The sequence below is a fragment of the Nocardioides sp. S5-5 genome (genome assembly GCF_054954065.1).
In genome coordinates this window covers 3,557,418-3,583,305 of record NZ_CP199913.1, presented here as the reverse complement: position 1 = coordinate 3,583,305, position 25,888 = coordinate 3,557,418, and the positions used below count along the sequence as shown (strand labels likewise).

Genomic DNA, 25,888 nt, shown 5'->3' with positions numbered 1-25,888 from the left:
ATGGACTTCGGATTCGACGCCCGGACCGAGGAGCTGCGGGCCACGATGCTCGCGTTCATGGACGAGGTCGTGTATCCCGCCGAGGCGGTCTTCGAGGAGCAGTTCGCCGCGCTCGACGACCCGTGGGCCTGGGACTCCACGCCGATCATCCGGGAGCTGCGCGCCGCGGCCCGTGAGCGCGGCCTGTGGAACCTCTTCCTGCCCGGCGAGCACCCCGGCGTCGAGGGCGCCGGCCTCACCAACGTGCAGTACGCCGCGCTCGCCGAGATCTCCGGTCGCTCGATCCACCTCGCACCGGCGGCCATGAACTGCGCGGCGCCGGACACCGGCAACATGGAGGTGCTGCACCTGTTCGGCACCGACGAGCAGAAGAAGGCGTGGCTCGAGCCGCTGCTCAACGGCGAGATCCGCTCGGCGTTCGCGATGACCGAGCCCGACGTCGCGTCCTCCGACGCCACCAACATCGGACTCTCGATCGTGCGCGACGGCGACGAGTACGTCCTCAACGGGCGCAAGTGGTGGATCACCGGCGCGATGAACCCGAACTGCAAGATCTTCATCGTCATGGGCAAGACCGACCCGACCGCCGACCGACACCGCCAACAGTCGATGGTCCTGGTCCCGCGTGAGGTCCCCGGCCTGGAGGTCGTGCGCGGCATGCAGGTGATGGGGTACGACGACCACGAGCACGGCGGTCACGCCGAGCTGCGCTTCACCGACGTACGCGTCCCCGCCTCGAACCTGATCGGTGAGGAGGGCGGCGGCTTCGGCATCGCCCAGGCGCGCCTCGGCCCGGGCCGGATCCACCACTGCATGCGCTCGATCGGCATCGCCGAGCGGGCCATCGAGATGATGTGCGAGCGCGCCGAGTCGCGGGTCGCCTTCGGCCGTCCGATCGCCGACCAGGGCGTGATCCGGAGCTGGATCGCGGAGTCGCGGGTCAAGCTCGAGCAGCTGCGCCTGCTGGTCCTCAAGACCGCGTGGCTGATGGACACCGTCGGCAACAAGGGCGCGCACACCGAGATCCAGGCGATCAAGATCGCCACCCCCGAGACCGTCCAGTGGATCCTCGACAAGGCGATCCAGGTCCACGGCGCCGGCGGCCTCTCCCAGGACTTCCCGCTGGCCAACATGTACGCCGGCATCCGCACCCTGCGCTTCGCCGACGGTCCCGACGAGGTACACAAGAATGCGCTCGCCAAGGCCGAGCTGCGCCGGCAGGCGGCGCGCCGCGAGGCCTGACCTGCTCGGGAGGACGGCGGGCTCGCCCGCCGTCCCCCCGACGGTCCCAGGTCGCACGGGATTCACCCGTCGTTCTCCCGGTGCCGGGATTTTGGGCTCTGTCGACCCAACCCCGTTCACCCGAGGACACACCTGTCGTGAAATCCGCCACTCGCGCTGTCGCAGTCGCTGCGGCCGGCGCCCTCGGCCTCACCGGCCTCTCCTTCCTCGCCGTCACCGCACCCGCGCGTGCCGCTGACCCGTCCGGCGCACTCGGGAGCGTCGTGATCAACGAGGTCAGCTCCAACGGCTTCGCCGGCGGCGACTTCATCGAGCTCTACAACACGAGCACGACGACGATCGACCTCACCGGCTACCACCTCAAGGACAACAAGCCTCTCGCCGAGGACGACGTCGTCCTCGACGGCAAGATCGCGCCGCGGGGCTACGCGGTCTATCTCGTCGACGGCGGTCTCGGCGCGACGCCGAAGCCGTTCGGCCTGGGCGGCGCCGACGAGGCCACGCTGCTCTCGCCCGACGGGTCGATCGTGATCGACACCTACGCCTGGACCAGCCACGTCGCGCCGAGCCACGCGCGGGTGCCCGACGGCACCGGCGCCTTCGCCGCCACGACGGCCGCCACGCCCGGTGGACCGAACTCGCTGGCCACCGCCGAGGCGCAGGTGACGCTCAACGAGGTGTACACCGACGGCGCCGGCACCAGCGCCGAGGGCCTGCACGACTACGTCGAGATCTACAACGGTGCCGCGAGCCCGGTCGACCTGACCGGCTGGTACGTCACCGACGGCGCCGGTACGCCGACCGCCGCCGACCGGGTCACCCTCGGTGGCGCCTCGGCCACGGTCCCCGCCGGCGGCTACCTCGCTGTCGAGACCGAGCTGATGGACACCGAGATCCCCGCCGGATTCACCTACCTGCCGGTGAGCAACGGCACCAAGTCCGGCTTCGGCCTCAACAAGAACGACTGGGTGTTCCTCTACAAGCCCGACGGCACGCTGGTCTCCACGACGTTCAAGCGCCTGCTGCCCGACGAGCACGCCGACACCTGGTCGCGCCTGTACCCCGGCACCGGCTTGTGGAAGAACGGCGCCACCCAGACCCCCGGCGCCGTCAACGCGTTCCCCGGTGGCGGTGGCGAGGAGCCGACGATCGACCCCAACTGGGACGACGTCGAGATCAACGAGATCTCCTCGCTCAACGCCGACGACCCGGACAACCCCGGCTTCGGTGACGCGGTCGAGCTGGCCAACACCGGCACCAGTCCGGTCAGCATCGAGGGCTGGTACCAGGTCGACAGCGGCGCCGCCGCCGGCGCCGGCCAGCTCAGTCTGGCCGATCTCAAGGTCTGGACCGGCACCGGCTTCGTGGCCGCCACGGACATGACGATCCCCGCGGGCGGCTATGTCGCGTTCTCCTCCACGAAGGGCCTGTCCGGTGAGGGCGACGGCGTCAAGGTCTACGGCCCGGGCGCCGACCCGGCCAGCCGCCAGCTCGTCGACGAGGTGACCTACGGCGACGGCCAGGCCGGCGTGTCCGACAGCTTCGCCTCCGACGCCCGCTCGTACGCCGCCTGCCCCGACGGCTCGGACGAGTTCTGGCCGGTCGCCACCAACAGCTTCGGTCAGGACAACGCCGCGTCGTGCGCGACCAGGCTCTCGCCGGTCCTCGACACGAAGGTCGTCCTCAACGAGGTCTCCAACGTGGCCGGCAAGGCCGAGCTGCTCAACACCGGTGTCACCCCGGTCGACATCTCCGGCTGGGAGCTGCTCGACAAGTCCGGCACCGTCGTCCACACGGTGCCGGCCGCCACCAGCCTCGCCGGGAGTGCCTTCTACGTCGCTGACGGCATCGTCGGCCTCGGCAGCGACGACGCGCTGAGCCTGCGCCGGCCCAGCGACAACGCCACCGCGGTCGGGTACACCTGGCACGAGGACGGCATCGCGTCGTACAGCCGCTGCGAGCTGTTCGGCACCCTCTCCTACGTCGAGACGCCGACCGCCACCTGGGGCGCCGCCAACGCCTGCCCGAGCGTCACCACCTCCCCGTGGCCCGGTCCGGCGCAGATCACCACCGTCGACGAGGAGAACGGCTTCGGCGACGCTGACGGCAACGGCGAGGGCGACGCCTCCGGCGCGGCCTTCGACCCGGCCGACCCGAGCATCCTGTGGGTCGTGCAGAACAAGAACACGCTGCACAAGATGCACAAGGTCGACGGCACCTATGTCGCCGTCGACGGCTGGGACGGCGGCAAGCGGCTGCACTTCGCCAACGGCACCGGCAAGGTCGACTCCGAGGGTGTGACCGTCGGCCCCGACGGCTCGATCTACGTCACCTCCGAGCGGGACAACGACAACAGCGGCGTCTCGTCCAACAAGGTCGAGCGGTACGACGTCTCCGCCGTCACCGCCGCGACCACCGACCTCACCGCCGCCAGCGAGTGGGACGTCAACGGCTTCGTCACCACCGGCACCAACCTCGGGCTGGAGGGCATCACCTACGTGCCCGACAGCTTCCTGGTCGCCGCCGGCTGGAAGGTGGGCGGCACGGCGTACTCCGCTGCGACGTATCCGACCCCGGGCCTGTTCGTCACCGCCGTCGAGGCCACCGGCGCCCTGCACTTCCTCTCCCTCGCGAACGGCGCGGCCCCGGTCGAGGTGAAGGTCGAGTCGTCCGGCTTCCCGTTCTCGATGGACGTCGCCTACGACGCCGACCGGCAGGGCCTGTGGGCGCTGTGCGACGACAGCTGCGGCGGCATCTACAACCTGCTGAGCGTCGAGAACGGCGACTTCGCCGTCCAGCACTCCCTCGCCCGCCCCGCCGGCATGCCCAACCTCAACAACGAGGGCATGGCCATCCGGCCGCGCAGCACCGCGGTCGACGGCATGGTCGAGGTCGTCTGGACCGACGACGGCGACACCGACGGCCACTCGCTGCGCGAGGGCCGCCTGCCCGCCGACTTCGCCGTCCCGGCCGTCGTCACGCCCCCGGTGGTGAACCCGCCGGTCGTCACGCCGCCCACCGCCGCCGAGCTGGCCGTCGCCCAGGCCGCCGCCAAGGTCGCGACGACCAAGCAGAAGGTCGCCGCGCTCAAGGCCAAGGTGAAGAGCGCCAAGAAGGCCAAGAAGGCTGCCAAGGCGAAGCGACTGAGCGCCAAGCTGAAGAAGGTCAAGAAGAAGCTGAGGAAGCAGAGGGCCGCGCTCGCCCAGGCACTCGCTGCCGCGAAGGGATAGGCAGCCCCGGCGCCGTTGTCACCCCGGTGACAACGGCGCCGGTTCTTTTCCCCAGTCCGCTGCGGTGCTCCTTCCCGAGCACGCGGTCGCGGTCCTACGGTGCTGGCCTGCCAGAAGCCAGTCCTGTCTCGGGGGAGCCGCCATGGCCCTGCTGCCGCCGCCTGTCGTGGTCGCGCCCGCGTCCGACGACGTCGTGGCGCGCCTCGACGAGGACCTGCGCGCCGTCGTACGACGTGACGGGATCGACCCGCAGCGCGAGGTGGCCGCCGTACGCCGGCACGCGGCCGCGCTGGTGCGCGAGCACGACGAGCGCAGCCTGACCGGCGTGGTGGCTCCCGTGGCCGACCCGGACGCACTGGTGGCGGAGCTGGTGGCGCGGGTGGCGGGGTTCGGGCCGCTGCAGCCGTTCCTGGACGACCCGACGGTCGAGGAGGTCTGGATCAACAGTGCGGACCGGGTGTTCGTGGCGCGTCAGGGACGTCATGAGCTGACCAACCTGGTGCTGAGCGAGGCGCAGGTCGCCGAGCTGGTGGAGCGGATGCTCAAGTCCACGGGTCGGCGGATCGACCTGAGCCGGCCGTTCGTCGACGCGATGCTGCCGGCCGGCCACCGCCTGCACGTGGTGCTGCAGGGCATCTCGCGTGGCTTCGCGGCGGTCAACATCAGGAAGTTCGTGGTCCGGGCGTCCCGGCTCGACGAGCTGGTCCAGCTCGGCACCCTGACGGCCCCCGCGGCGCGCTTCCTCGAGGCCTCGGTCCGGGCCGGGCTCAACCTCCTCGTCACCGGCGGCACCCAGGCCGGCAAGACCACGATGCTCAACTGCCTGGCCGCGGCGATCCCCGGCGGGGAGCGGGTGATCTCGGCCGAGGAGGTCTTCGAGATCAGGTTCCCGCATCCCGACTGGGTCGCCATGCAGACCCGGCAGGAGGGCCTCGAGGGCACCGGCGAGGTCAGGCTCCGCGACCTCGTCAAGGAGTCGCTCCGGATGCGACCGAGTCGCCTCATCGTGGGTGAGGTGCGCGCCGAGGAGTGCCTCGACCTGCTGCTCGCCCTCAACGCGGGCCTGCCGGGCATGTGCACCCTGCACGCCAACAGCGCGCGTGAGGCGCTGACCAAGGCCTGCACGCTGCCGCTGCTGGCGGCGGAGAACATCTCGCCGCGCTTCGTGGTGCCGACCGTGGCCGCGTCGGTCGACCTCGTCGTCCACGTCGCCCTGGATCCGTACGGCGCCCGCCGGGTCCACGAGATCGTCGCCGTCCCGGGCCGGATGGAGGGCGACGTGATCGAGACCGAGTCCGTGTTCGAGTGGCGCGGCGGGGCGCTGCGGCGCGGGATCGGGCTGCCGCCGCGGCTCGAGCGGTTCGAGCGGCTGGGCATCGACGTCCTGGGCCTGCTCCACGAGGCCGACCGAGAGGCGGACTGAGCGGTGGGTGCGCTGGTCGGGCTGGGCTTCGGGCTCGGGTGCCTGCTGGTGTGGGCCGCGCTGCGCTGGCCGCGCGAGGAGCGTCCGGCCCGCTCCGAGGCACGCGCGCGCCGGCTGCTCGCCGAGGCCGGGCTGCGGGAGGTCGCGCCCCGTTCACTCGCACTGTTGTCCGTCGGTTCGGGTGTCGCGGGCTTCATCGTGGTCCTCGGCCTGACCCGGACCGGGCCGATCGCCGCGGTCCTGGGCGCAACGGCGGCCTACCTGCCCTGGGCCGGCGTGGCCGGCCGGGCGCGTCGCCGACGCCGCGAGCTCGCGCAGGTCTGGCCGGAGGCGGTCGACGACCTGGCCTCCGCCGTCCGGGCGGGGATGTCGCTGCCCGACGCCGTCGCCGCGCTCGCCGTGCGCGGCCCCGACGCGCTGCGTCCCGCCTTCGACGCCTTCGCCCTCGACTACCAGGTGTCCGGGCGCTTCGGCGACTGTCTCGATCGGCTCGCTGACCGGCTCGCCGACCCGGTCGGTGACCGTGTCGTCGAGGGCCTGCGGATCGCCCGGGAGGTCGGTGGTGGCGAGCTGGGCAGGCTGCTGCGCAACCTGTCGGGCTACCTGCGCGACGACCTGCGCACCCGCGCCGAGCTCGAGGCCCGCCAGTCCTGGGCGGTCAACGGCGCCCGGGTCGCGGTCGCGGCGCCGTGGCTGGTGCTGCTGGTGATGTCGACCCAGCCGAGCGTGGTCGAGCGCTACCGGTCCGCGGCCGGCGCGCTCGTCCTCGTCGTCGGCGCCGGCACCTGCGTCGTCGCCTACCGGCTGATGGTGCGCCTGGGCCGGCTGCCCACCGAGCGGAGGATCCTCCACACCACCCCACGACGTTCTCCGGTTCCCCCGCTTCGCTCCGCCACCGAACAACGCCGCAGGGACCCCGGATGGTGAGCCCGGTGGTCACCGGAGGGCTCCTCGGCCTCACCGCCGCGCTCGGGCTGGTCCTGGTCGCGTCCCGCGCGCTCGCGATCCGCCGGCCCCGGCTCGAGGACCGGGTGCTGCCCTATCTCCGCGACCTGACCCCCGCGCGCCGTACGACGGCCGCGGGCGCTCCCACCCCGGCCGCCCTCCTGCTCGGCCCGGCGCTGCGCCGGGCGGCCGACGGGGTCGAGCGCGTTCTCGGCGGCGCCCCCTCGGTCCGGCGCCGGCTGACCCGGTCCGGCTCGCCGCTCACCCTCCACGAGTTCCGGGTGCAGCAGGTGCTGTGGGGCCTGGCGGGCTTCGCGATCGCCGCCGGCTACGGCCTGCTCCGCACCTGGACCCACCCCGGCGCCCCGCTGCCCCTGCTGCTGGCCTGCGTCGGCGCGTTCGGGTGCGGCGTGCTGCTGCGCGACAACCGGCTCAGCGCGCAGGTGCGCAGGCGGGAGGCCGCGATGCTCGCCGAGTTCCCCACGCTGGCCGAGCTGCTCGCCCTCAGCGTCGCTGCCGGGGAGGGGCCTGTGGGCGCCCTGGACCGGGTGGTCCGGCGCAGCGGCGGCGAGCTGTCCCGCGAGCTCGGCGACCTGCTCGCCCGGGTCCGCACCGGTGAGCCCGTCGCCGAGGCCTTCGACCGGCTCGCCGCGACCACCGGCCTGTCGGTGGTGGCCCGCTTCGCCCATGGCGTCGCCGTCGCCGTCGAGCGCGGCACGCCGCTCGCCGACGTGCTCCATGCGCAGGCGGCCGACGTCCGCGAGGCCGGTCGCCGCGCGCTGATCGAGCAGGCCTCCCGCAAGGAGATCGCGATGATGGTCCCCGTCATAATCGACTCAACACCTCTAAATGAGATTCTGTCGGACCCTCCCTCCATCATGCGCCCATGACCGAGGTCACCGACACCGAGATCGAGATCCTGACCTTCGAGCGCCAGTGGTGGAAGTACGCCGGCGCGAAGGAGGGCCGGGTGCGGGAGCGGTTCGAGATGAGCGCGACCCGCTACTACCAGGTCCTCAACGCCTTGATCGACCGGCCGGAGGCGCTCGCGCATGACCCGATGCTGGTGAGGCGCCTTCGACGCCTGCGAGGTCTGCGGCAGCGCCAACGGTCGGCAAGGCGCCTCGAGCTCGGCTAGTCCTCGACTAGCACCCCGGTGAGGATCCATCCCTCGGGCACGTCGGCGAGTACCTGTGCTCGGCCGGTGGCGTAGTCGGGGGCTTCGACGGTCCATTCGATGATGTCCCATCCGCCGGTGTGGTCGTGGGGTGTGCGGAGGCGTCGGGAGGCGTGGATCTTCATCTGGTCAGGCTACCCATGTTCGAACAGGTGTTCTAACATCGTGGGATGACAGGCGGCGTTCATCGACCACCCGATGTCCCCATGCAGTGGGTCCATCCGAAGCACGTGTGGGTGTCGACGACAGGCTGGGGCTCGACCGGGATCGAGACCGGCATCCTGCTCGCCTGGCGGCAGGTCCCTGGCCCGGCCGCGGACAAGATGTCGTGGGAGGCCTACGTCGTCCGTGCGTCGTCGCATCCGGGGTGGGCGCAGAGGCTCCAGGTTGATGTGGCGCAGGGCTGGGTGGCGTCGCATCATGTGCGGCCACTGGACAAGCCTGAGGGGGACTGAGGTGGCGGGTTTCTTTACCTTCGTCCTGTAGACGGACTACAGACAGTCCTGTAGTCTGGCTACATGAACACGGAGATCACCACCCGCACCGGCGACTACTACGGCGACGGCACCAGCAACCTCATCTGGGAGGTCCGCGACGAGAACGGGGTCGCCGCCGAGCTGTACATCAACGCCGAGCACCGGATGATCATGAACGTCGAGGTCCGCGAGGACCGCCGCGGCGAGGGCCTGGCCCGCGCCCTGTACGAGGCCGCGAACGCGACCGGCGCCGTCTACCACGTCCCCGCCTGGGGCCGCACCCCCGAGGGCGACGCGTTCGCCGAGGCGATGGGCGGCGAGACCATGGACGACGAGACCGCCGCCGAGATCACCGGCACCGACCTCAGCCTGATCGGAGCCCTGTGATGGGCGCCGACCAGACCGTCGACTGGACGGCTTGGCTCGGTCCCGCGGCCGAGGAGATGACCGACGAGCAGCGCGACCGCTTCGAGGCTGAGGCCGACGCGGCTACCGAGCGGATCGGCGACCATCCGGACCTGGCACACGAGCGGGAGGTGGCGTGGTCGGCGATCGTGCAGTACATCCTCGGCGACGCCACGCTCGACGAGGCGGGAGACGCTCGACGAGCTGCCCGTGCGGCCGAGCGCGAGACGCTGCTGGTCTCGCAGGCAGTCGCCCGGCTGGCCGCGCTCGACGGCGTGCCTGAGGCCGAGATCGCTCGACGCGTCGGACTGGACCGGATGCAGGTCCGCAAGTTGCTCGGGAAGCGGTGAGCGCGCGACGGGCCCGACGGCGGGTCCCGATCGAGGCGGGTGCGGTGCGGTGGGAGGCATCGACGTTGCCGGAGATTCGCGGCGAGATCGTCAAAGAGCTGTATGCGGTCGAGCGAATGTCCCCCAGCGTCCCGAAGCGAGCCGCTCGGATCGCCCGAGGCGGCTTGTGGTGGGTCACGCCGGACATGACACGGCTGGCGATCTCGGCCGCGCAGACCCTCACCGACGTCAATCTGGGGCGAGACCTACCGGCGTCGAGCGGGATGATCGTGTGGGATCACCCTGGACGTGGGCCTGGCGGGGTCGTGTGGTGTACGACCGACACGAATATCGAGACCCGCTGGATAGCGCCATGGGGGCGAGCTGAGCCGGCGGTCGAGGGACTGATGCCGTGGACAGCGTCGATCCAGACCGACATCGTGACCGAAGCTCCCTTTGGGCCCCTGCCGGCAGCAGCAAGGGCGGTTCGGCTGGTCGCGACTACATGTCTGCTGATGGATACCCCTACGGTGGCTCACCGTAGGCAGATCGAGCGGACCTATCGCGACGGGCCGGGCCAGCCTCGGGTCCCTATGGCGGTGCAGGTGATCGACCTGCGCACGCTCGCAGGCCATCAGGTCGACGAGGTCGGGCGGTCTGCGGGCCGTCAGTACGCCTACCGGTGGATGGTGTCGGGACACTGGCGCCAGCAGGCGTGTGGCCCGGGAAGGGTATCGAGGCGCCCAGTGTGGGTGGCCCCGCACCTCAAGGGTCCTGATGGTGCCCCAGTCAAGGAACGGGTGCATGTATGGCGCAGGTGACGTCGTTTTGGCAGGCGTGCGAGGAGTTCTTGGCGATGTACGGAGGCAACACGGCGCGGCTCTACCGCCGAGCGGTCGAAGACTGGTCCGCCTACTGCACCTTGTGCGGCCTTGACCCCCTCCTGGCCAGGCGCGCGCACCTGGAGAAGTACCGCGTCTGGCTCGCCGAGACTAAGGGCTACTCGCCCAACACTGTCGCCACGCGGGTCCGGCCGATCGTGCAGATCTACGAGTACGCCACCAACGAAGGTCTCTTCGCCGTGAGTCCCGCGCGGGGGTTCCGGCCACCGCTGGCCGTGCGGCAGTCGGCTGCGGTGTGGCTGAACCGGGAGCAGGCCGGTGTCCTGCTTCGCGTGGCTGAGGAGGACGCGCCGTGGGTGTGGGCTGGTATCGCATTGATGCTTCTCCACGGGCTCAGGATCGGTGAGGTGACGGCCCTTCGGATCCGTGACGTCGATCGTCACGAGGTCGGGGGTACCTGCACGGTGCTGCTCGCGGGGCGCAAGCATCAGCGGGGTGGACAGCGGATCGGGCTCAGCGCGACCGCATCGCGGGCGGTCGCCGCAGCGGCCGGGAGGCGGGCCGAGGGCCGATTGCTTAAGCCTCCTCCAGTCAGGACCCCGACCGGCGGGTACGTGCGCGACCCCGAGAGCATCACCGATGCCCGACTGCGAGGACGGCTCTACGAACTCGAGCAGCAAGCCGGGCTGCCGCGTGCGACTCCGCACGGGCTGCGGCACACCTTCGTGACGCTGGCCCGCGATGCTGGAGTACCGGACCGCGACATCATTGCCTCGACCGGCCACTCGTCGGCGCGTGCGATGGAGCACTACGACAGGTCGGCCAGGTCGGTGGCCCGCAATGCTGGGATTCGGCTCGCCGACTGGATCGCCGAGCCGCCCGAGTCACCCGGGCCGTAGCGGCAGCGCGTCCTCAAGCTCGTCGGCCACCCGGCTGAGGTCGCTGACGATCTGCTCGAGCTCGGGGTCGTCGTGCCTCGCCTGGTAGGCCTGTGCGCGGGCGATGACGGCGCGGAGGTCGTCGAGGCGCTGGCGGGGGTCCACGGGGACAAGTGTGACGACCTCCGGAAACGCCACCACCGCCCGCCCCATTGGAGAGGGGCGGGCGGTGGTGGCGCTATCGGCTGATGCTGGTGGCGATCTCCGTGAGCCGGGCTGCGAGCCGGGCAGCGGATTCGACGCTGAGGCCGAGCGGGTCGGCGCGGTCTTCGTAGCCGATGGTGATGATGGTCTCGGCGGTCGGGGTGTCGTCTTGTCGGGTGCCGACGACGAGCGAGATGGGCTCCCAGCCGTGCTCGCGGACGGTGGCGACGGGGATCCAGGTGCCGGTGCGGTGGTGGCGGTCGTCGGGGTGGTCGTCTTCGGCGTGGTCGCGGTCGCACCATGTGGGGCAGGGGGTCTGCTGCCAGGTCGGTGTGCTGGTGGTCATCGGGTCCTCCTCGGGTCGAGAGGGCCGATCGTGGGGGCCGGTGGCTGGATCGCGCTAGGCCACAGGGCCCCGGCCAGGGCGATCGTGTGCAGCGTTGTCACCCGGGTGACAACGAGTCGCTGGAACGGCGGACGGGTGGCGTGGGTACGCCGTACCCTGCCGGGGTGAAGCCACGGATCCTCGTCCTCGCGCTTGTAGCCGCGCTGCTGCCCGTGCTCGGGATTGCTAGCCCAGCGAGCGCCGTGACCGGCGAGGTCTCGGTCAGCGCCTCCGACGTCGTTCAGCCGACTTGGGAGTGCCCGTGCGCGGGGAACGACGTGTCATTCGCGGTGAGTGCCCCGGCCCCGGCCGAGTTCCTCTACTACACCTACGAGGTCGTCGTCACGGCGCCGAGCGGCTATCGCCGCACCTGGACCGATGACGCCTACTACGGCGGCCAGTGGAAGTGGCACGTCGGGCTGAACCCGAGCGTCGACGAGTACGGCAGCTACGCCATCAGTGCGGTAGTGAACTACTTCGGGTACGCCGGCAACGTGCCGATCGACACCAAGACCGCGTCGGCTTCGTTCACGTTCTCCGGCCCTCCGAAGCCGCCGACGCCACCGCCGACGCCGGTCCAGGTCAAGGGGACGGTGTTCGGCTCCCCGTTGTGGGTGAAGATCGTCCGGCGTTTCAGCGCGACGATCCAGGGGGAGTACCGGACTCTCCCGGCCAGCGAGACGCCTGTGCCGGCCACGTTCCGGCTCTGGGTGGGCAACAAGGTCGTGGACTCCGCCACCTTGTCGCTGTCGCAGACTGACCGGCTCGAGGTGGTGATCCCGAGGAAGAAGCGGACCAAGAAGTACGTGGTCCGGATCGAGATCAACGGCCAGACCGTGTACAGCCGCTACTGCAAGGTCAAGGGCAAGAAGCGGCCTACTCGGCGTTGACGTTGAGTCCGGCCACGGCCATGGCGGCTGAGACTTCGGCGCCCCAGAGGGTGAGCTCGAGGTCGCCGATGATGCCCTTGGCCCGCAGGTAGACGATGACGGGCGTGCCGAGGACGTTGGCGAGGTAGAGCGCGATCCGGGCGCGTCGGGGGATGGTGACCTTCATGCTGCTGTCCTTCCTTCGATGGAGTGGTGGTCGGACCCCCGCTTCGGGCCCTTCTTGCCCTTGAGCGGGAGGTCGGTGACGAGGTAGTCGATCGGGGTGCCGGTGCGGACGATGTCGGCGTCGATGCGGTCGGCGAGGAGGCGGCGCACGGAGAGCTTGTCGACGGCGGTGGCGGCGCAGTTCCAGTCGCCGAGGAAGAGGATGTGGGTGGCGCCGTGCTTCTTGGCGAGGCGGCGGGCCATGCGTCGGAGCCGACGCAGGTAGCGCCGCCAGGAGCGGGCGTTGCCGCGGTCGTAGCCCCACGGTCCGTGGACCGACGCGACCAGCGTGCGCAGGACCTTGCCGTCGACGTCGAGGTCGGCCACTGCCCACGGGATCCCGCGGCCGGGCCACTTTATCTTGAGCCGGGGCCCAGTCCACGGCTCGCGGACCAGCGCGACCCCCTGGGCGTGGACGGGCACGTCGTCACGGACGAGGAGCACGCTGGAGTCCATGCCGCGGCCGTCGGAGGGCTTGGCGTGGATCGGCGGCCGGTAGCCCTGGTGGGCCGCGACAGTGGCGGCGACGTCGAGGTAGCCGCCGGCCTCTTGGAGCGCGACGACCTGGGCACGTTTCTTGGCGTGCTTCCGCAGCGTCTTGCGGACGCGCTTCTTGGGTCGGCCGACGAGGAGGTTCGCCGAGAGCGCGACTGGCGACGCGGGACGGGTGAGAAGCCGGCCGACCGCGGTCGCTGCGAGTGCGAGCAGGCTCATCGCTTCTTGATCTCCTTGTACGACGCGATCGCCGCCCGGATCCGCTCAGCCTGCTTCACGCCAGCGCCGGCAAGGGCGGCCTTGCCGGCCTTGATCGCTTCTCGGACCTTCTTCGGCCGCCGCTTCTTCGTCGGAGGCCACGGCCAGACTGGGCGCGGGATCGGGTCGAGCCGCGGCCCGTCGTCCGGGCCATTGCCCGCCAGTCCGTTGCGGCGCGCCATGTAGGCGACCTGCTGCTTGAGGGCGCCGGCTGCGAGGAGCGGGTGGTCGATCACTCCGGCGTGGATGTGCGCGACCCACGGCCCCTGGGACGGGGTGCGGTGCCAGGCGAACATCCCGGCCAAGCGGAGTGCGCGGAGGCAGACGAGGTGGCCGCACCAGCGGATGTCGACGACGCCGCCGCCGTCGTGGGTACCCGCTGAGTTGATGTCGCCGTGGCCGTCTTGGTAGGAGCCCTGCGTGACGACGAGCTGGTGCGCGACCTCTGGGACGAGGCGCCGCACGATCGACTCGGCGTTCTCGATGCACGCGATGGTCAGGGCGTCGACGTTGGTCCGTCCGCGCCAGGATGGGCGGACGAGTCGGGCGTCAGGCATCGGGGTCCTCCTCGATCTCAGGGGCTGTGGGGTCGGTCTGCTTGGCGACGGCCTCGATCGCTCGGAACGCGGAGATCGACTCGGCCTTGGTCGCGACACGCTCGATCGCGCCGGACTCCAGCGCCTCGACGCGACGGTCGAGGTCGTCGATCCGCTTGTCCTGGGTCTGCTGAGAGTCGAGCAGCTCGGCGATGTGCGCGACGGCCCGCTCCACGGTCTCCATGCGGGTGCCGATGCCGGGGAGTGACGGTGCGATCTCGCGGCCGGTGATGGAGTCGTGGACGGCGTCGCGGCCGACGAGGGCGTCGAGTGCGCCGATGGTGCGGCCTCGGAGTCGGCGGTAGCGCGGGCGGATCCAGCGGAGCCAGCCGAGGACGGCGCCGAGGAGTGCGATCACGGCGAGTGTGAGGCCGATGATCTCGTTGGTGCGGTCGATGGTCATCCGGTGGTCTCCGGGTTGAGTGCGGCGGTGAGGTCTGCCGGGTCGCCGCCGTCAGCCACGTACCGCTCAGCGATCTGCGCGACTTGTGCGGGTGCGGTGGCGAGCCGCTGCCGTCGCTCTTGTTCGTTGGCGACGTTGACGCGGAGGGTGTCGAGGTCGTCGTCGGTGAGGTCGGTCAGGGTGGTGAGGTCCATCGGGGGTCTCCTGTCGGGGTGAGGGGTCAGGCGGAAGTGCCGGGCAGGGACGAGGGCCACTGGTTCGCGGTCTCGAACTCGCAGCGCGCCTGCGTGATGACCTGTGGGTACGACGGCGACCTCAACACCGGGGACTCCGAGGACTCGAATGCGAGCCGCACCGTTGCGGTGTGACTCCAGTGAACGAGGTCGACCGCAGTGAAGCCGCCGAGCACGTCGGCCTTGAAGCCCGCGGGGAACGAGATGGTGGGCGAGAAGATTGCGCCAGCGGCGATGAGGTTCGCGTTCCCGCTGCCGCCGACCCCGAAGATGACTCGTGAGTTCCTCCGCTTGATCAGCAGGTAGCCACTGGAGCCCCCGAGGGCGAGGACGGCGGGGTTGATGGTGCCGATCTGGTTCGTGGCGTCTTGCACGCCAGCGGTCCAGGAGGCGATCTTTCGCCACCCGGTGTCGCCGTAGACGACCCGCCAGCCGGTGTTGCCCGAGCCGGACGCCTTGATCCACTCGACCGCGCCATTCGTCGCAGCCGAGTCGACGTACTTCGTGCCGACCGGAGCGGTGACGGCGCCTTCCGGGGAGCCCGTGCCCGGGATCGTGTTGCCCGCCAGTGGGGCAGACGTGCGGACCTCGATCCACGTCGACCACGAGGACCCCGAGTTGCTGGACGAACGCACAAACGACCGCGACGCAGAGTCACGAGAGGTGAAACGCTGAATGATCGACGTGCCACCCGGAGTCCGCTGCACCTCCAAGAACCCGAGCGCGTTGATCGGCATGTTCGGGGCCACGCCGTTGTCGATGTAGACGAGGCCCGCGCCGAGCACCGTGTTCAGATCCGTGGTCCCATTCCCAGGGCTACGGGGCAGTTCCCCGACCGCGCCGTTGCGCCACCCGTCCGCCTGACTAGAGTCCGCGAACATCTGCGCACCATTGCTCGGCGCCGCATGACGGGCCAGCGTGTCGGCCGCGGTAGCGACCAGCAGATCACCCTTCGCGTCGACCAACGCCTTCTGGACCGCAGCCGCCACAGCAGCATCGATCCGCGCATCCAGATCGTTGACGTTCTCCGACACCTGATTGAAGCCCCCAACGAACCCCGGGTCCCCGACGTTCTTGTCGGTCGGAAGCGGCCACACAGCAGCCATGACTGATACCTCTTTCTCTTCACACAGCTCGGATGACAGGGGTGAGCGCCAGCCACGGCGGCATGATGCTGATCGTCGCGTCGACCACGTTGTTGCCGGTGCCAACGACGTTCGGCCCAGCCGTGGCAGCCACCGTGGTGAGACCGCTGCTCTTGACGTGGGAGTGGGTGTTCGTCGGGGACCCACCGACCGTGCCGAGAGCCTTCGTCCCCGCACCGATCGGGAACCTGTCAACCAGATCCGGCACGTTGAAGTACGCACCCGACCCGCCGAAGGTGTAGCCGATCACCGCGAACAGGTACGGGTAATCCGCCGCCGCATACGACGCCCCATCACACAGCAGCTTCGTCGGCGGGATCTTCCCGACCGGGCCAGCGAACAGCTCGATGACCCCGACATCGGGGTTCGCCGACGACTGCACCGCGGGCTGCTTCGTCGGGTTCGCGACCCCGCCCTCAGCCGCGAACGACCAGCGGATCAGCCACTTCGACGATCGACCATCGCCCGCCACCGCAGACGCCTCGATCTTCGTGACCCGCAGATCATCACTGATCCCCAGCGTCGCGTTGGTCACCGTGACCGGGTCGTACAGGTCGACCAGCGCATAGGAAGCGATGTCCGCCGGCGTCAGGACCGCGACCTGCACCGAGTTCACCCGCACCGCCGGGTTCGCGTTCGCCGCCAAGATCGATGCCGCCAGCGCCTCCACGTCCGGGACGTCGAGCCCCGTGACCGTGAACGGCTTGGAGAACTGCCCATTCCGCGAGGTCGACGCGGGATCCCCGTAGGGACCGTAGGTCGTCTCGATCGTGCTGCCGTCAGTGCCCGTCGAGAGCACTGTGACGTTGACCTCGTTGATGATCCTCGTCGCCGAGTACGACGTGTCGAGGTCGGTGTAGTCGCCCTCGTCCAGCACCAGCGGCGACCCCGCCGGGATCAACGCCGCATCCCACGCGTTCAGCACACCGCGCCGCGACACCCACGCATACCCGAGCCGGGTGTCCCGAGTCAGCGCGACCTGATCGAGCGCAAACGCGTTCTCGTTGCGGCTCGTGACGACCGCGTTCGACACCTGATTCCCGGACCCGTTGATCGACCACGGGACCCCGGCGCCCTCCAGCACATAGGCCAGCTCGTCGATCGTCGCCACCGCCTCGGCGCGCGTCGCGTTCGCAAGCAGCTGGGCCGCGTCGACCAGCGTGACCGCCACGCGCGCCCGCTTCTCATCAGGACGCCGCGGATCCTTCAGCTCATAGGTGGTCTCGGCCTCAAGCAGCTTGCCGCCGATGACCTGCTCCCACGTCCCATTCGCCAGCGCCATCAGACGACCACGACGGCCCGGGCGGATCAGGTCGCTGGTCGCCGGGTCCAGCGCACGGGAGTACAGGACCGCGTTCAGCGTCCCCGCCTGAAGCTCCTCCCGGACCCACCGCAGCTCGTGCGCCTCGGCCGTGATGTTGAGGTACTCCACGGGGTCGAGGTAGCCGAGCGAGGAGTTGACCGCGGTCGACGGCGAGTTATTGGGAGCGCCGGACCACCCGTAGTCCCAGCCGTCTGCGTCGGGGGTCGACCCGTCGAAGTACCCGGTGTAGGTCGACGCCAACTCGAAGATGAAGCCGTCGAAGTAGTAGGTAACGGTCCCGCCCGAGAGGTACGAGAACCCGAAGCCCGCGTAGACGGCGTTAGCCGGTGCGGTGACGGTGGCCGACCCGGTCCTCCACACAGGGCCCGGTGGGTAGACGACCCCGCCGGCCGACGAGGTGATCAGCGCGCCCGCAGCGTCGTACCACCGCACCGAGCACGAGGTTCGCATGTTCGCGTACTCGGAGTACTCCGCCAGGGACTGCCATTGCACCTGGTAGGTGGCTCCGCCCACGACCGGGAAGCCGCTCGTGCCGGTCAGAGACCGCGGCCCTGCCAGGTTGATGTTCGGGCTCGCATGCGCCAGGGATGCCGAGCCGATCGCGGCCTGAGCGGTCGACCGTGTGAGAGTGCCGACCGACGCCGTCCAGCCCGAGATGTCCGTCTCGAAGCTCGGGTTCGGGACCAGGTTGGTCCGCGACGCACCCAGCGCGTCGGAGGTCGCGGACTTCGCGACCGCGACCTCCGCGAGCGTGAACGTGTGCGCGGACGCAGGGTTGTTGCCGACGTTCGACTGGAACAGGTCGAACCGCAGCCGCACCCACACCGTGCCTGCCGGCGCGAGCTGCCCGCCGAGACTCCCGACACCCGAGCTGGTCGTCAGGTACCCGGTCTGCGCGGAGGACGAGATCACCACGCCCGCGGCGTTGACCCACTCAAACCGGGCACGGAACCAGCCGGCCAGAACGCCGCCGAGCGCGTTCCACCGTGCCGCCGCGTACTGCCCAGCCGCGATCGGCATGTCCTCGGTCGTGAACCACGACGCGCCCGCGACGCCGGTGTACCGCAGCGCGGTGTCCGACGTCGGCAGCGGGTCACCCGAGTAGGTCGACGGATAGAACGCGGGGTAGGTGTCCGAGAGCAGGGACGCAGAGGCGATCTTCGACCCGGGGATGGTAGTGATCCAGCCCCAACCGCCCAACTCACCCGACGGGTTCTGGACCAGATTGACCAGCCCCGTCGGGTCGGTCTCCACCTCGAAGCGCAGGACATCGGTCGTCTTGAACGACTGCCGAGCCATCAGAACGTCTCCGCCCGCACCCCGTTGGAACGCGCAATGTCGACGACGCGGATGATCTTCCGACCCCGCTCGATGTCCGAGATCCCATCGCCAGACAGCCGGATCTCGAGTACCTGCGTCTGACCGGCCGTGGACATCGAACTCCAGGTCGCAACGGCGCCCAGGGCGGGGCTGCCGAAGCCTTGGGTCAGACTGAGGGCCGCCCGGGCGCCAGCGCGGGATGCCACGGTGTCGTCGATGCCGATGTCCAGGCCGTCGGTGACGTTCTGGCCGATCCGCTTGAAGACCCGCGAAGGGCTCTTGATCTCCAGGCGCTGCTTGGTCGAGCGCTCCAGGGCTGCGGCCAGCGCGGCAGCCGCTGCCTCGACCGCTGCCAGTTGGGACTCCAGGCCGGCTACCAGTCCCTGCGCTGCATCGATACCGGCCTGCTTGTACCGGCCGGCCATGTTCTGCGCGAGTGTGTCGCCGGCAGACAGGAGACGCCCCTGCAGCTCATTCATCTTCTTGATCGCCGCGGCGCCCCCAGTGGCGATCGCCTCCGCCGTGGCGAGGGCCGACTCTGGCCCAGCGGCGAGCATCTGGTCGACCTGCTCACGCGAGAGGCCTTCATCGGCGAGCTGCTGCATCAGGTCCTGGAACCGCTCAGCGCGGATGGCCTTGGTCTCCAGCTCGTTGAACAGCGACGTCAGCGAGACGGATCCGTCGTCCTGGCGGCCGAGCTGGGTGACGTCACCGGTCGCCGCGATCACGCCCCGGATCGACTCGGCGTAGTCGTCGTACGCCTGCTTGGCGGCGCGCAGTTGGTCGTACGCCGCGGCCTCCTTCTCGATCCGCTCGCCCAGCAGTTCGTTGATGCGGTCCTGCTCGGCGCCGTTGGCCCGCAGTTGGTTGAACTGGCCCTTCAGCGCGTCGAGTACCTTCTTCTCGCGCTTCTCCTGACCCTTGCCCTTGATGGTCTTCTCGACGAGCTTCGTCAGTCGGTCCAGGGCGGCCTCCACGCCCGCGGAGCCATCGGTGACGCCGGTCAGGATGCCCTTGACTGCGGCCTTGCCCGACTTCCGCCCAGCGCGCCCGACAACCTCATCCGTGGCGTCCATCCCGACAGCGAGACCTTCGCCAAGCATCCGGCCGACCCAGATCGTCTCCCGCGAGGGCGACTGGGTGGCGGCGCCCGCCTTGGCGCCGTCGACGCCGGCCTTGCCCATCTGGTAGCCCTTGGCGAAGATCGACGGGATCCAGACGTCCATGCCGTGGTACTGACCCGCGCCGATGTTCGACCCGACCTGGGTTCCCCCGGTGAGCGCGGGGACCTTGGCGCCGTCGGTGGTCTGCTTCACCCCGAGCTTGAGCTTCTTCTCCAGCGCAGTGGTGCTCAGTCCCTCAGTGGCGCCGTCGGTGATCGCCTTGCCGGTCTTCTTCCCGCCCTCCTTGGCCTTCTTCGGTGCCTGGTTGGCCACCGAATCGGCGAAGCGGTCGACGTCGCGGATGGCGTCGCCGACGCCGAGGGCCTGGATGACGACCTTCACCTGGTCGGGGGTGAGGTTGATGCCGCTGAGGAGCTGGCGTACGTCGCGCTGCGCCTGGGGCCAGCCGTTCATCTCGATGCGGCTCACGATGGTGCCGCGGTCGCTGACGCCCTTCAACTCGCGCTTCAGGTCGCCAGCAGCGATCGAGAGGCCCTGGGTCTTGGCGGTGGCCTTGGAGATCTCGGCCGACTGGATGCCGAGGAGGCTGGAGAGCTTGGCGGCGTCGGTGTTCAGCGCGTTCGAGGTGGTGTGGAACTGGCCGAGAGAGTCGACGTATGTCGCGGTGGTGTACATCTCCGCCTGGAGCGCAGCCTGCACCCGGGCCGAGGCCTTCTCGCGGCCGAGCGAGGCGTTGACGAGGTCCTGCGTCGAGATGCCCAGCTTGCGAGCCAGGTCGAATGCCTCAGTCTTCTGCAGCCGCTGCGCGGCTTCGACCCGAGTCTGCCGGGTGATCGAGCCTGTGACCTGGTCGAGGGTGGCCGCATAGTCCTCCCAGTTGCCGATCGCCGAGCGCGCGGCCTCGGAGGAGGCCCTGACTGCGTCCTTCGCGGTGTCGCTGCTGCCGGCGACCGCCGCGAGCGCCCCGCCGACGCCGCCGATCACCGTGCCCCACGGGCCGAAGGCGGACCCAGCCAGCGCGCCACCAGCCACTGAGTAAAGGTCCTTGAGTGCCTGGTTGGACTCCTGGGCGCCCTGGGTGAGCGCCACCATGCCGCCGATGCCGGCCGCGGTCTTGGCGCCAGAAGCCAGCCGAGACATAGCCGCGCTGGTGAGCTGGGTACGGGTGGCGGTGTAGGTCATCTCCGCCTGGAGCTGCTTCAGTTTGGCGATGTTCAGGGTCACAGCAGCCGTGGCGGATGAGACGCCTGCCGAGAAGCGAGGGAAGACGAGCGCGGCCAAGCCGACCTGAAGGCCGATCTCCTTGACCGGCCCGGGCAGGTCGTCGATGAAGGAGACCAGGCCGCCGACGACTTCAGAGGTGGTCTCCAGCGCAGGGAGAAGGACGTCGTCGAAGACGGCGCCGGCCTTGTCGCCCTCGTCTGCCAAATGGCCGAGGGCTTCGGAGATCTCGCGGGCCGCGGGGGCCAGTGCGCGGCCGATGTCCTTGCCGGCGTCGATGGTGCGGTCCATCGCCGGGACGAGCTTGTCGCCGAGGAGGTTGGCGCCCTTGATGACCGCCGGAGCGAGCTCCTGGCCCAGGCGGAGCTGGGCGGTCTCGATCGATCCGGAGAGCCGCTCCAGGGCGCCCTCCGTGCCGCTCATTCGGGCGGCAGCGGCTTTCTGGGCGGCGTTTTGGTCCTTGGTCGCCTTGATGTACCCGCGGATGCCGTCGGCGCCCTCGTTCATCAGCACCGTGGCGGCCCGGGTGGCGTCGGACCCGAAGATCGTGGCGAGCGACTGCGTGCGCTGTGCCTGGCTCAGGGGCCCAAGCTTGTTCCTCAGCTGCTCGGCAATCTGGGCCAGCGACTGGAACTCGCCGTTGCCGTTGACGAAGTTGATGCCCAGCGAGGCCATCTCGTCGGCGGCCTTCTTGGTCGTGGGGATCAGTCGGGTGAGCATGGTCTTCAGTGACGTACCGGCGTCGGACCCCTTGATGCCGGCGGCGTCGAAGGCCGAGAGCGCGGCGACGGTCTCCTGCAGAGACAGGCCAGCGTTGGTCGCACCGGGGCCGACCTGCTGCAAGGCCAGGCCGAGAGATTCGACCGAGGCGGTCGAGGCGTTCGCCCCGCCAGCCAGCGCAGCCGCAATCGAGGCCATGTCCTTGCCCTCGAGGTTGAACGTATTTAGCGCGTTGCTGGCGATCGTCGAGGCGGTGGCCAGATCAGTGCCGCCGGCCGCCGCGAGCTGCAGAGTGCCGGCCAGGCCGCCGCCCATGATGGTCTTGGTGTCGATGCCGGCCTTGGCGAGCTCGAGCATCGCGTCGGCGGCCTCGCTGGCCGAGAAGGAGGTGTCGGCGCCGAGCTTGATCGCCAGGGCGTTGAGCTTGTCCATCTCGGCGGCGCTGGCCTTGGTGTTGGCCTGGATGAGCCGCATCGAGGTGGAGAACTGCTTCTCTGCGTCGACCGCGCTCTTGGCGAACGCCCCGGCACCAAGGACGAGCGCGCCGACGCCGAGCTTCGCGGCCCGGGTGGCGGAGGACTGGAGCTTGCCGAGGGAGCCCTCGACCTGGGCAAGCTCACGCCGCGCCTGGGAGCCGTTGGCCAGTACGGCGATGCGAATCGGTCCCGCCATCGTGAGTCACCTCCTGCTCAGCACGTCGATGAATGCCTGTCGCTCGATCCGGGTGAGGCTGCGGTAGGCCTCCGGTGATTGCCGGGTGGCCAGGCACCAGGCCGCGAGCCCCTCCGCCGCTAGCCGGCGGTCGAGGCGTCTTTTCCCAAGGCCGTGTCGGGCTCGTCGGGGATCGCGTCCTCGGCGTCTTCCTCGTCGGAGAGGAAGCGGTCAGCGAGTTCGCGGCGGGTCAGCTTCATCGCCTCGTCCTTGGCCTTCGCTGCGTCGTTGCTCTCTCGAACGGCGAGCACGAAGACCATGGCGCGCAGCGCGACCAGCGACAGCGACCCGCCGAAGGTCTTCTTGGTCAGCTCGCCGGCGTCGGCGCCGAAAGCCGCCTCGACGGCGTCTTCCTCGTAGCCGGTCATCGAGTTGAAGGTGTCCCAGAACGACACACGGTCGGTGCTGCTGGCGGCGCTGGTGGTGGTCATGCGAGTCCTCGCTTTCGGATGGATGCGTTGATGTCTGCTTCGAGACGCCGCAGCGCGTAGGGCTGCACGGCCTTGTCGGCTTTCTGCATGAAGCCGGATGCGGTGATGCCGCGGCGGGCCCAGCCGTAGTTGATGGGGCCGGCGTACGGCACCGAGACCCGTCCGGCGGTGATCACGGCCTTGGCCTTGGCGCGGTTGCCTCGAACGTCGCGTGCCAGTCGGCCGCTGCGCTTGGGCGCGAACCTCGCAGCCTCGATCGCACCGAACCGGGCGATCTGGGCCATGGCGTCCTTGGGGTCGTCGACGTACAGGCCCATTGAGACCAGGTCCCGGATGACGCCGTTGAGGCCGTCGATCCGGGTCGAGATGTGCATGCCCCTAGCCACGGAGCACCTCGGTGCGGCAGCGGATGACGCCCCCGGGGTAGATCTGGCCGTTGACGGCTACCGGGCCGGCCTCGACATCGAGAGGGACGAACTGGTCGGAGTCCTCGATGGCATCGACCAGCAGCTCCAGGGCCTCGTTCACCGAGGTCGTGATGATGTCGTTGCTGCCCTTCGCCACGGCGAGGACGACCTCGAGGTAGAGGTTCCGTCCGCCGAACGGTGCGCCCTCGAAGTCGACGTATGGCGGCGCGGGGAAGTCGACCATGGCCAGAGGGGGAACCGCACGCTCGGGCACCTCCGCGGTGACGGTCCAGACGTTCGGCAGCGCGGCGGCGACGACCGAGCGCAGATCGGTGCGGGCAGCGTTCCAGCTCATGCCGACACCCGCTGTGAGCCGACGTCCGCAGCGCCAGGGTCGGCCTTGGGCGGCGTGCCGATGACGATCTGGTCCTTCTTGTGCCCGATGCGCAGGTCGAGGTTGACGGCGACCGGGAAGCCGAGGCTGCGCGCGCGTAGACAGAAGGCGATGTCCTCGCCGACGGGGTGGCCGCCGCCGAGCTCGGTCTCCTGGAACCACGGGTAGGCCTTGGAGTAGCCGCGGTCTCGGACGGCGGTCAGCACGCTCTTGTGGATCATGAGGAAGGCGGTGCCGGTGGCGTCGACCTGCATCAGTCCGGTGTCGCGGTCGAGCTGGCTCGGCCGGCGGGTCATCGGTCCGTCGGGGGTCTCGACGAGCTTGTAGACCACCGGGAACGGGCCGGTCTGGAAGTCGAGGCCGTAGCACAGCCCGCCGATGATCGGACAGGTGTCGGGGTCGGCGTGTGCGAACAGCTGCTCAAGAGCATCCCGCTCGAAGACCATGTCCGAGTCGATGAACAGCAGCCAGTCGGCGACTCCCTGCTCCGCGGCGTCGAGGAACTGGCTCGCCACGGAGTTGCGGGCCACGGCGAGGAGCGCGCCGGAGCGTACGCCGAAGACGCCTGCGAGATGGCCTGAGGTCATGACGTCGTAGAGGGACATCTCGAGGAGGCTCTGGCAGAACTCGTGCTCGACTTGACCGGGCGAGAGGTAGTAGACGAGGACGCTGCTGCTGGCATCGCGGCTCATGCGCAGAAGAACCTTCCGCTCGCCCAGGGCGCGAGCACCGGGTATGCGGGCTTGAGCGGGTCCCGGCCTATGCGGACAGGCGTCGAGGTCAGGTCGCCGACGCCGGCGTCGTAGACCTGGTTCAGCACACCGTTGGGAGCCAGGCTCTGGTTGATCGCCTCGACGGTGACCAGGAGCAGGGCCTTGTCGTAGATCGCCTCGGGGACGATGTCCCCCCAGTAGGTCTCGGGGTAGAAGGTCGGGTAGGGCGCTGCGGCGATGGCCTCAGGGCCGCCGAGGTACTGGTTGACGAGGAGGCGGGAGACCTCCAGCTCGTCGGTGATCTTGTCGTCCGACACCGTGGCGGTGGAGGCGTTGAGTTCCGCGCGGACCTGCTCCTTGGTGACGGTCATCAGGCGTCCAGCCGGGCGAGGAGCTGCTCGGGTCCGCGGGCGAGGACGGTGTAGTCGGTGCCGGTCTCGTTGATCCACTCGGACCACGCCTTGGCCTCGTGATGCTCGGCGCCGGGGTAGCCGTGGAACTCGTCGAAGACGATGAGGCAGCCCGGCGTCAGGTAGGGGCCGACGTGCTCGAGGACGTCGCGGGTTGAGGAGTACAGGTCGCAGTCGACGTGCATGAGCCGGACAGCCGCGCCGCGGTTCTCGTCCGCCCATCCGGGGAGCGTCTGGGCGTACAGGCCGATGACGAGCTCGGCACCGATGACCTCGGGCGGCGTGGTGCGGAAGGTGCCGGCCGGGAAGCCCTCGCGCCAGTCGGCCGGCAGACCCTCGAACGAGTCGAAGCCGATGATCCGCGAATCCTCGGGCATTGCGGCGACGATGCGGCGTAGCGAGTGCCCGTTGCAGACGCCGAACTCGAGCGCCATGCCGGGCTGCTCGATCAGAGTCAGCGCGTGGTCGAGGCAGGCCTCGAAGGTGTCGTACTCGACGACCTCCGCCGCCTTGACAGGCTCAGCGGGCTCAGCGGGCTCAGCGGGCTCGGTGGTCCTCGGGGCGGTCCTCGGGGCGGTGCTACGAGACTTGCTGGCCATGGGCCTCTCCTGCCTTCTCGGTGGTCAATGCGCGGATTTGGTCGGGGGTGGCCGCGGCCTGGTAGCGCGCCCAGCGCCGTCGATTGGCGTCGGTGGCGGCGCGGTCGGCGTCCGTGAGGTGGTCGCCGGCCCAGCCGGGGAGGTGGAAGAGATGGAAGGCGGGGCCGTCGATGTGGCGCCGCGGGCCGCAGCAGACAGCGAAGGCCCGCTCCATCGCGTTGTCGTCGTACCAGTTACCCTCGAAGGCCTCGTCCCAACGGCCGATCGCGGCGAGCGAGGCGAGGGAGACGACATTGACCGCACCCATCGAGGTGGAGTCGCGCATGACGGTCTCGGGCGTGACTCCGCGTGGTCTGAGCGTGCGACGTACGGTCTCCGAGTCCGTGTCGCCGATGTAGCGGTACTCCGAGAACGGGACCACCAGGCTGGGCCGCTCGGCGGCCTGGCGCACGGCCAGGTCGACCTGCAACCAGGGGATGAGCATGTCGGCCTCGGTGTAGATCACCACGTCGACACCGACGCCGGCCGCGACCGCGGCGCCGCGGTTGTAGGCCGCGGAACGGTTGAACTGGGCATCGCCAGTCCGGCCGTCGTCGACCACGTGCAGGGGCCACGGCGAGCCGTCCCACCAGCGCCGCACGGCGTCGAGGTTGGCAGCCCGTCGCGGATCGCGCCCGCGGTCCCGGAAGGGCACGATCAGCACCGCAGTCGGCGTGATCGTCCCGTCCGGGGTCTCCTGCACGTGGTCGGCCAC

At 69.9% G+C, this 25,888-nt stretch carries 29 protein-coding genes; 11 read left to right on the top strand and 18 right to left on the bottom strand.

From position 1 onward, the window contains the following. The 6 genes from ACUP6Y_RS17185 (at position 1) to ACUP6Y_RS17160 (ending at position 7,978) form a co-directional block, all read left to right on the top strand. On the top strand, positions 1–1,242 hold the full coding sequence (locus tag ACUP6Y_RS17185) for an acyl-CoA dehydrogenase family protein (protein WP_462552033.1): 1,242 nt from the start codon (positions 1–3) through the stop codon (positions 1,240–1,242). 137 nt (positions 1,243–1,379) lie between these two features. Further along, the gene (locus ACUP6Y_RS17180; protein WP_462552032.1) at positions 1,380–4,472 is read left to right on the top strand and encodes a lamin tail domain-containing protein; all 3,093 of its coding nucleotides are present in this window, start codon (positions 1,380–1,382) and stop codon (positions 4,470–4,472) included. A 142-nt stretch (positions 4,473–4,614) separates the two neighbouring features. Beyond that, complete coding sequence (locus tag ACUP6Y_RS17175; RefSeq protein WP_462552031.1) at positions 4,615–5,895, top strand: CpaF family protein; 1,281 nt, start codon at positions 4,615–4,617, stop codon at positions 5,893–5,895. Between the two features lie 3 nt (positions 5,896–5,898). Further along, positions 5,899–6,822, top strand: a complete 924-nt coding sequence (locus tag ACUP6Y_RS17170; protein WP_462552030.1) for a type II secretion system F family protein — start codon at positions 5,899–5,901, stop codon at positions 6,820–6,822. Continuing rightward, entirely contained in the window at positions 6,816–7,730 is a 915-nt protein-coding gene (locus ACUP6Y_RS17165; protein WP_462552029.1) for a type II secretion system F family protein, read from the top strand. Before ACUP6Y_RS17170 ends, ACUP6Y_RS17165 begins: the two co-directional genes overlap by 7 nt. Next, positions 7,727–7,978 carry a DUF3263 domain-containing protein gene (locus tag ACUP6Y_RS17160; RefSeq protein WP_462552028.1) on the top strand — a complete coding sequence of 84 codons (252 nt, stop codon included), beginning with the start codon at positions 7,727–7,729 and terminating at the stop codon, positions 7,976–7,978. The genes ACUP6Y_RS17165 and ACUP6Y_RS17160 overlap by 4 nt, the downstream gene beginning before the upstream one ends. On the opposite strand, the gene ACUP6Y_RS17155 is transcribed toward ACUP6Y_RS17160, so the two are convergent. Then, positions 7,975–8,142: a hypothetical protein gene (locus tag ACUP6Y_RS17155; protein WP_462552027.1), complete on the bottom strand. Its 168-nt coding sequence runs from the start codon at positions 8,140–8,142 to the stop codon at positions 7,975–7,977. The genes ACUP6Y_RS17160 and ACUP6Y_RS17155 overlap by 4 nt on opposite strands. An 81-nt stretch (positions 8,143–8,223) precedes the next feature. On the opposite strand from ACUP6Y_RS17155, the gene ACUP6Y_RS17150 reads away from it, so the two are divergent. From ACUP6Y_RS17150 to ACUP6Y_RS17135, 4 genes are all read left to right on the top strand, one after another. Continuing rightward, on the top strand, positions 8,224–8,472 hold the full coding sequence (locus tag ACUP6Y_RS17150; RefSeq protein WP_462552026.1) for a hypothetical protein: 249 nt from the start codon (positions 8,224–8,226) through the stop codon (positions 8,470–8,472). A 63-nt stretch (positions 8,473–8,535) separates the two neighbouring features. Further along, on the top strand, positions 8,536–8,880 hold the full coding sequence (locus tag ACUP6Y_RS17145) for a hypothetical protein (protein WP_462552025.1): 345 nt from the start codon (positions 8,536–8,538) through the stop codon (positions 8,878–8,880). Next, positions 8,880–9,248, top strand: a complete 369-nt coding sequence (locus ACUP6Y_RS17140; protein ID WP_462552023.1) for a hypothetical protein — start codon at positions 8,880–8,882, stop codon at positions 9,246–9,248. The genes ACUP6Y_RS17145 and ACUP6Y_RS17140 overlap by 1 nt, the downstream gene beginning before the upstream one ends. Positions 9,249–10,035: 787 nt before the next feature. After that, positions 10,036–10,968, top strand: coding sequence for a tyrosine-type recombinase/integrase (locus tag ACUP6Y_RS17135; RefSeq protein ID WP_462552022.1), 933 nt, complete (start codon positions 10,036–10,038; stop codon positions 10,966–10,968). On the opposite strand, the gene ACUP6Y_RS17130 is transcribed toward ACUP6Y_RS17135, so the two are convergent. Then, positions 10,954–11,112, bottom strand: a complete 159-nt coding sequence (locus ACUP6Y_RS17130; protein ID WP_462552021.1) for a hypothetical protein — start codon at positions 11,110–11,112, stop codon at positions 10,954–10,956. The two genes, ACUP6Y_RS17135 and ACUP6Y_RS17130, sit on opposite strands and share 15 nt — an antisense overlap. A 73-nt stretch (positions 11,113–11,185) precedes the next feature. Further along, a complete protein-coding gene (locus ACUP6Y_RS17125; RefSeq protein ID WP_462552020.1) occupies positions 11,186–11,497 on the bottom strand; it encodes a DUF6907 domain-containing protein in 312 nt (103 codons plus the stop codon). A gap of 164 nt (positions 11,498–11,661) precedes the next feature. On the opposite strand from ACUP6Y_RS17125, the gene ACUP6Y_RS17120 reads away from it, so the two are divergent. Next, on the top strand, positions 11,662–12,426 hold the full coding sequence (locus ACUP6Y_RS17120; protein WP_462552019.1) for a hypothetical protein: 765 nt from the start codon (positions 11,662–11,664) through the stop codon (positions 12,424–12,426). On the opposite strand, the gene ACUP6Y_RS17115 is transcribed toward ACUP6Y_RS17120, so the two are convergent. The 15 genes from ACUP6Y_RS17115 to ACUP6Y_RS17045 all read right to left on the bottom strand — a co-directional run bounded on the left by ACUP6Y_RS17115 (position 12,413) and on the right by ACUP6Y_RS17045 (position 25,888). Next, positions 12,413–12,592 (bottom strand): hypothetical protein, encoded by a 180-nt coding sequence (locus tag ACUP6Y_RS17115; RefSeq protein ID WP_462552018.1) that lies wholly within the window; start codon positions 12,590–12,592, stop codon positions 12,413–12,415. The genes ACUP6Y_RS17120 and ACUP6Y_RS17115 overlap by 14 nt on opposite strands. Then, a complete protein-coding gene (locus ACUP6Y_RS17110; RefSeq protein WP_462552017.1) occupies positions 12,589–13,344 on the bottom strand; it encodes an endonuclease/exonuclease/phosphatase family protein in 756 nt (251 codons plus the stop codon). The genes ACUP6Y_RS17115 and ACUP6Y_RS17110 overlap by 4 nt, the downstream gene beginning before the upstream one ends. Next, a complete protein-coding gene (locus ACUP6Y_RS17105; protein ID WP_462552016.1) occupies positions 13,341–13,940 on the bottom strand; it encodes a hypothetical protein in 600 nt (199 codons plus the stop codon). Before ACUP6Y_RS17105 ends, ACUP6Y_RS17110 begins: the two co-directional genes overlap by 4 nt. Further along, positions 13,933–14,382, bottom strand: a complete 450-nt coding sequence (locus tag ACUP6Y_RS17100; RefSeq protein ID WP_462552015.1) for a hypothetical protein — start codon at positions 14,380–14,382, stop codon at positions 13,933–13,935. Before ACUP6Y_RS17100 ends, ACUP6Y_RS17105 begins: the two co-directional genes overlap by 8 nt. Beyond that, positions 14,379–14,576, bottom strand: a complete 198-nt coding sequence (locus tag ACUP6Y_RS17095) for a hypothetical protein (protein ID WP_462552014.1) — start codon at positions 14,574–14,576, stop codon at positions 14,379–14,381. The genes ACUP6Y_RS17100 and ACUP6Y_RS17095 overlap by 4 nt, the downstream gene beginning before the upstream one ends. A gap of 26 nt (positions 14,577–14,602) precedes the next feature. Then, complete coding sequence (locus ACUP6Y_RS17090; protein ID WP_462552013.1) at positions 14,603–15,721, bottom strand: pyocin knob domain-containing protein; 1,119 nt, start codon at positions 15,719–15,721, stop codon at positions 14,603–14,605. A 19-nt stretch (positions 15,722–15,740) separates the two neighbouring features. Continuing rightward, positions 15,741–18,383 (bottom strand): tail fiber protein, encoded by a 2,643-nt coding sequence (locus tag ACUP6Y_RS17085; protein WP_462552012.1) that lies wholly within the window; start codon positions 18,381–18,383, stop codon positions 15,741–15,743. Then, on the bottom strand, positions 18,383–22,141 hold the full coding sequence (locus ACUP6Y_RS17080) for a phage tail tape measure protein (RefSeq protein WP_462552011.1): 3,759 nt from the start codon (positions 22,139–22,141) through the stop codon (positions 18,383–18,385). The genes ACUP6Y_RS17085 and ACUP6Y_RS17080 overlap by 1 nt, the downstream gene beginning before the upstream one ends. 119 nt (positions 22,142–22,260) lie before the next feature. Further along, positions 22,261–22,611 (bottom strand): hypothetical protein, encoded by a 351-nt coding sequence (locus tag ACUP6Y_RS17075; RefSeq protein WP_462552010.1) that lies wholly within the window; start codon positions 22,609–22,611, stop codon positions 22,261–22,263. Continuing rightward, on the bottom strand, positions 22,608–22,985 hold the full coding sequence (locus tag ACUP6Y_RS17070) for a hypothetical protein (protein ID WP_462552009.1): 378 nt from the start codon (positions 22,983–22,985) through the stop codon (positions 22,608–22,610). The genes ACUP6Y_RS17075 and ACUP6Y_RS17070 overlap by 4 nt, the downstream gene beginning before the upstream one ends. Positions 22,986–22,989: 4 nt before the next feature. Continuing rightward, positions 22,990–23,373: a hypothetical protein gene (locus ACUP6Y_RS17065; RefSeq protein ID WP_462552008.1), complete on the bottom strand. Its 384-nt coding sequence runs from the start codon at positions 23,371–23,373 to the stop codon at positions 22,990–22,992. After that, positions 23,370–24,104 carry a glycosyltransferase family 2 protein gene (locus ACUP6Y_RS17060; RefSeq protein WP_462552007.1) on the bottom strand — a complete coding sequence of 245 codons (735 nt, stop codon included), beginning with the start codon at positions 24,102–24,104 and terminating at the stop codon, positions 23,370–23,372. Before ACUP6Y_RS17060 ends, ACUP6Y_RS17065 begins: the two co-directional genes overlap by 4 nt. Further along, positions 24,101–24,496 (bottom strand): hypothetical protein, encoded by a 396-nt coding sequence (locus ACUP6Y_RS17055; RefSeq protein WP_462552006.1) that lies wholly within the window; start codon positions 24,494–24,496, stop codon positions 24,101–24,103. The genes ACUP6Y_RS17060 and ACUP6Y_RS17055 overlap by 4 nt, the downstream gene beginning before the upstream one ends. After that, a complete protein-coding gene (locus ACUP6Y_RS17050) occupies positions 24,496–25,134 on the bottom strand; it encodes a class I SAM-dependent methyltransferase (protein ID WP_462552005.1) in 639 nt (212 codons plus the stop codon). Before ACUP6Y_RS17050 ends, ACUP6Y_RS17055 begins: the two co-directional genes overlap by 1 nt. After that, positions 25,115–25,888: a hypothetical protein gene (locus ACUP6Y_RS17045; RefSeq protein ID WP_462552004.1), complete on the bottom strand. Its 774-nt coding sequence runs from the start codon at positions 25,886–25,888 to the stop codon at positions 25,115–25,117. The genes ACUP6Y_RS17050 and ACUP6Y_RS17045 overlap by 20 nt, the downstream gene beginning before the upstream one ends.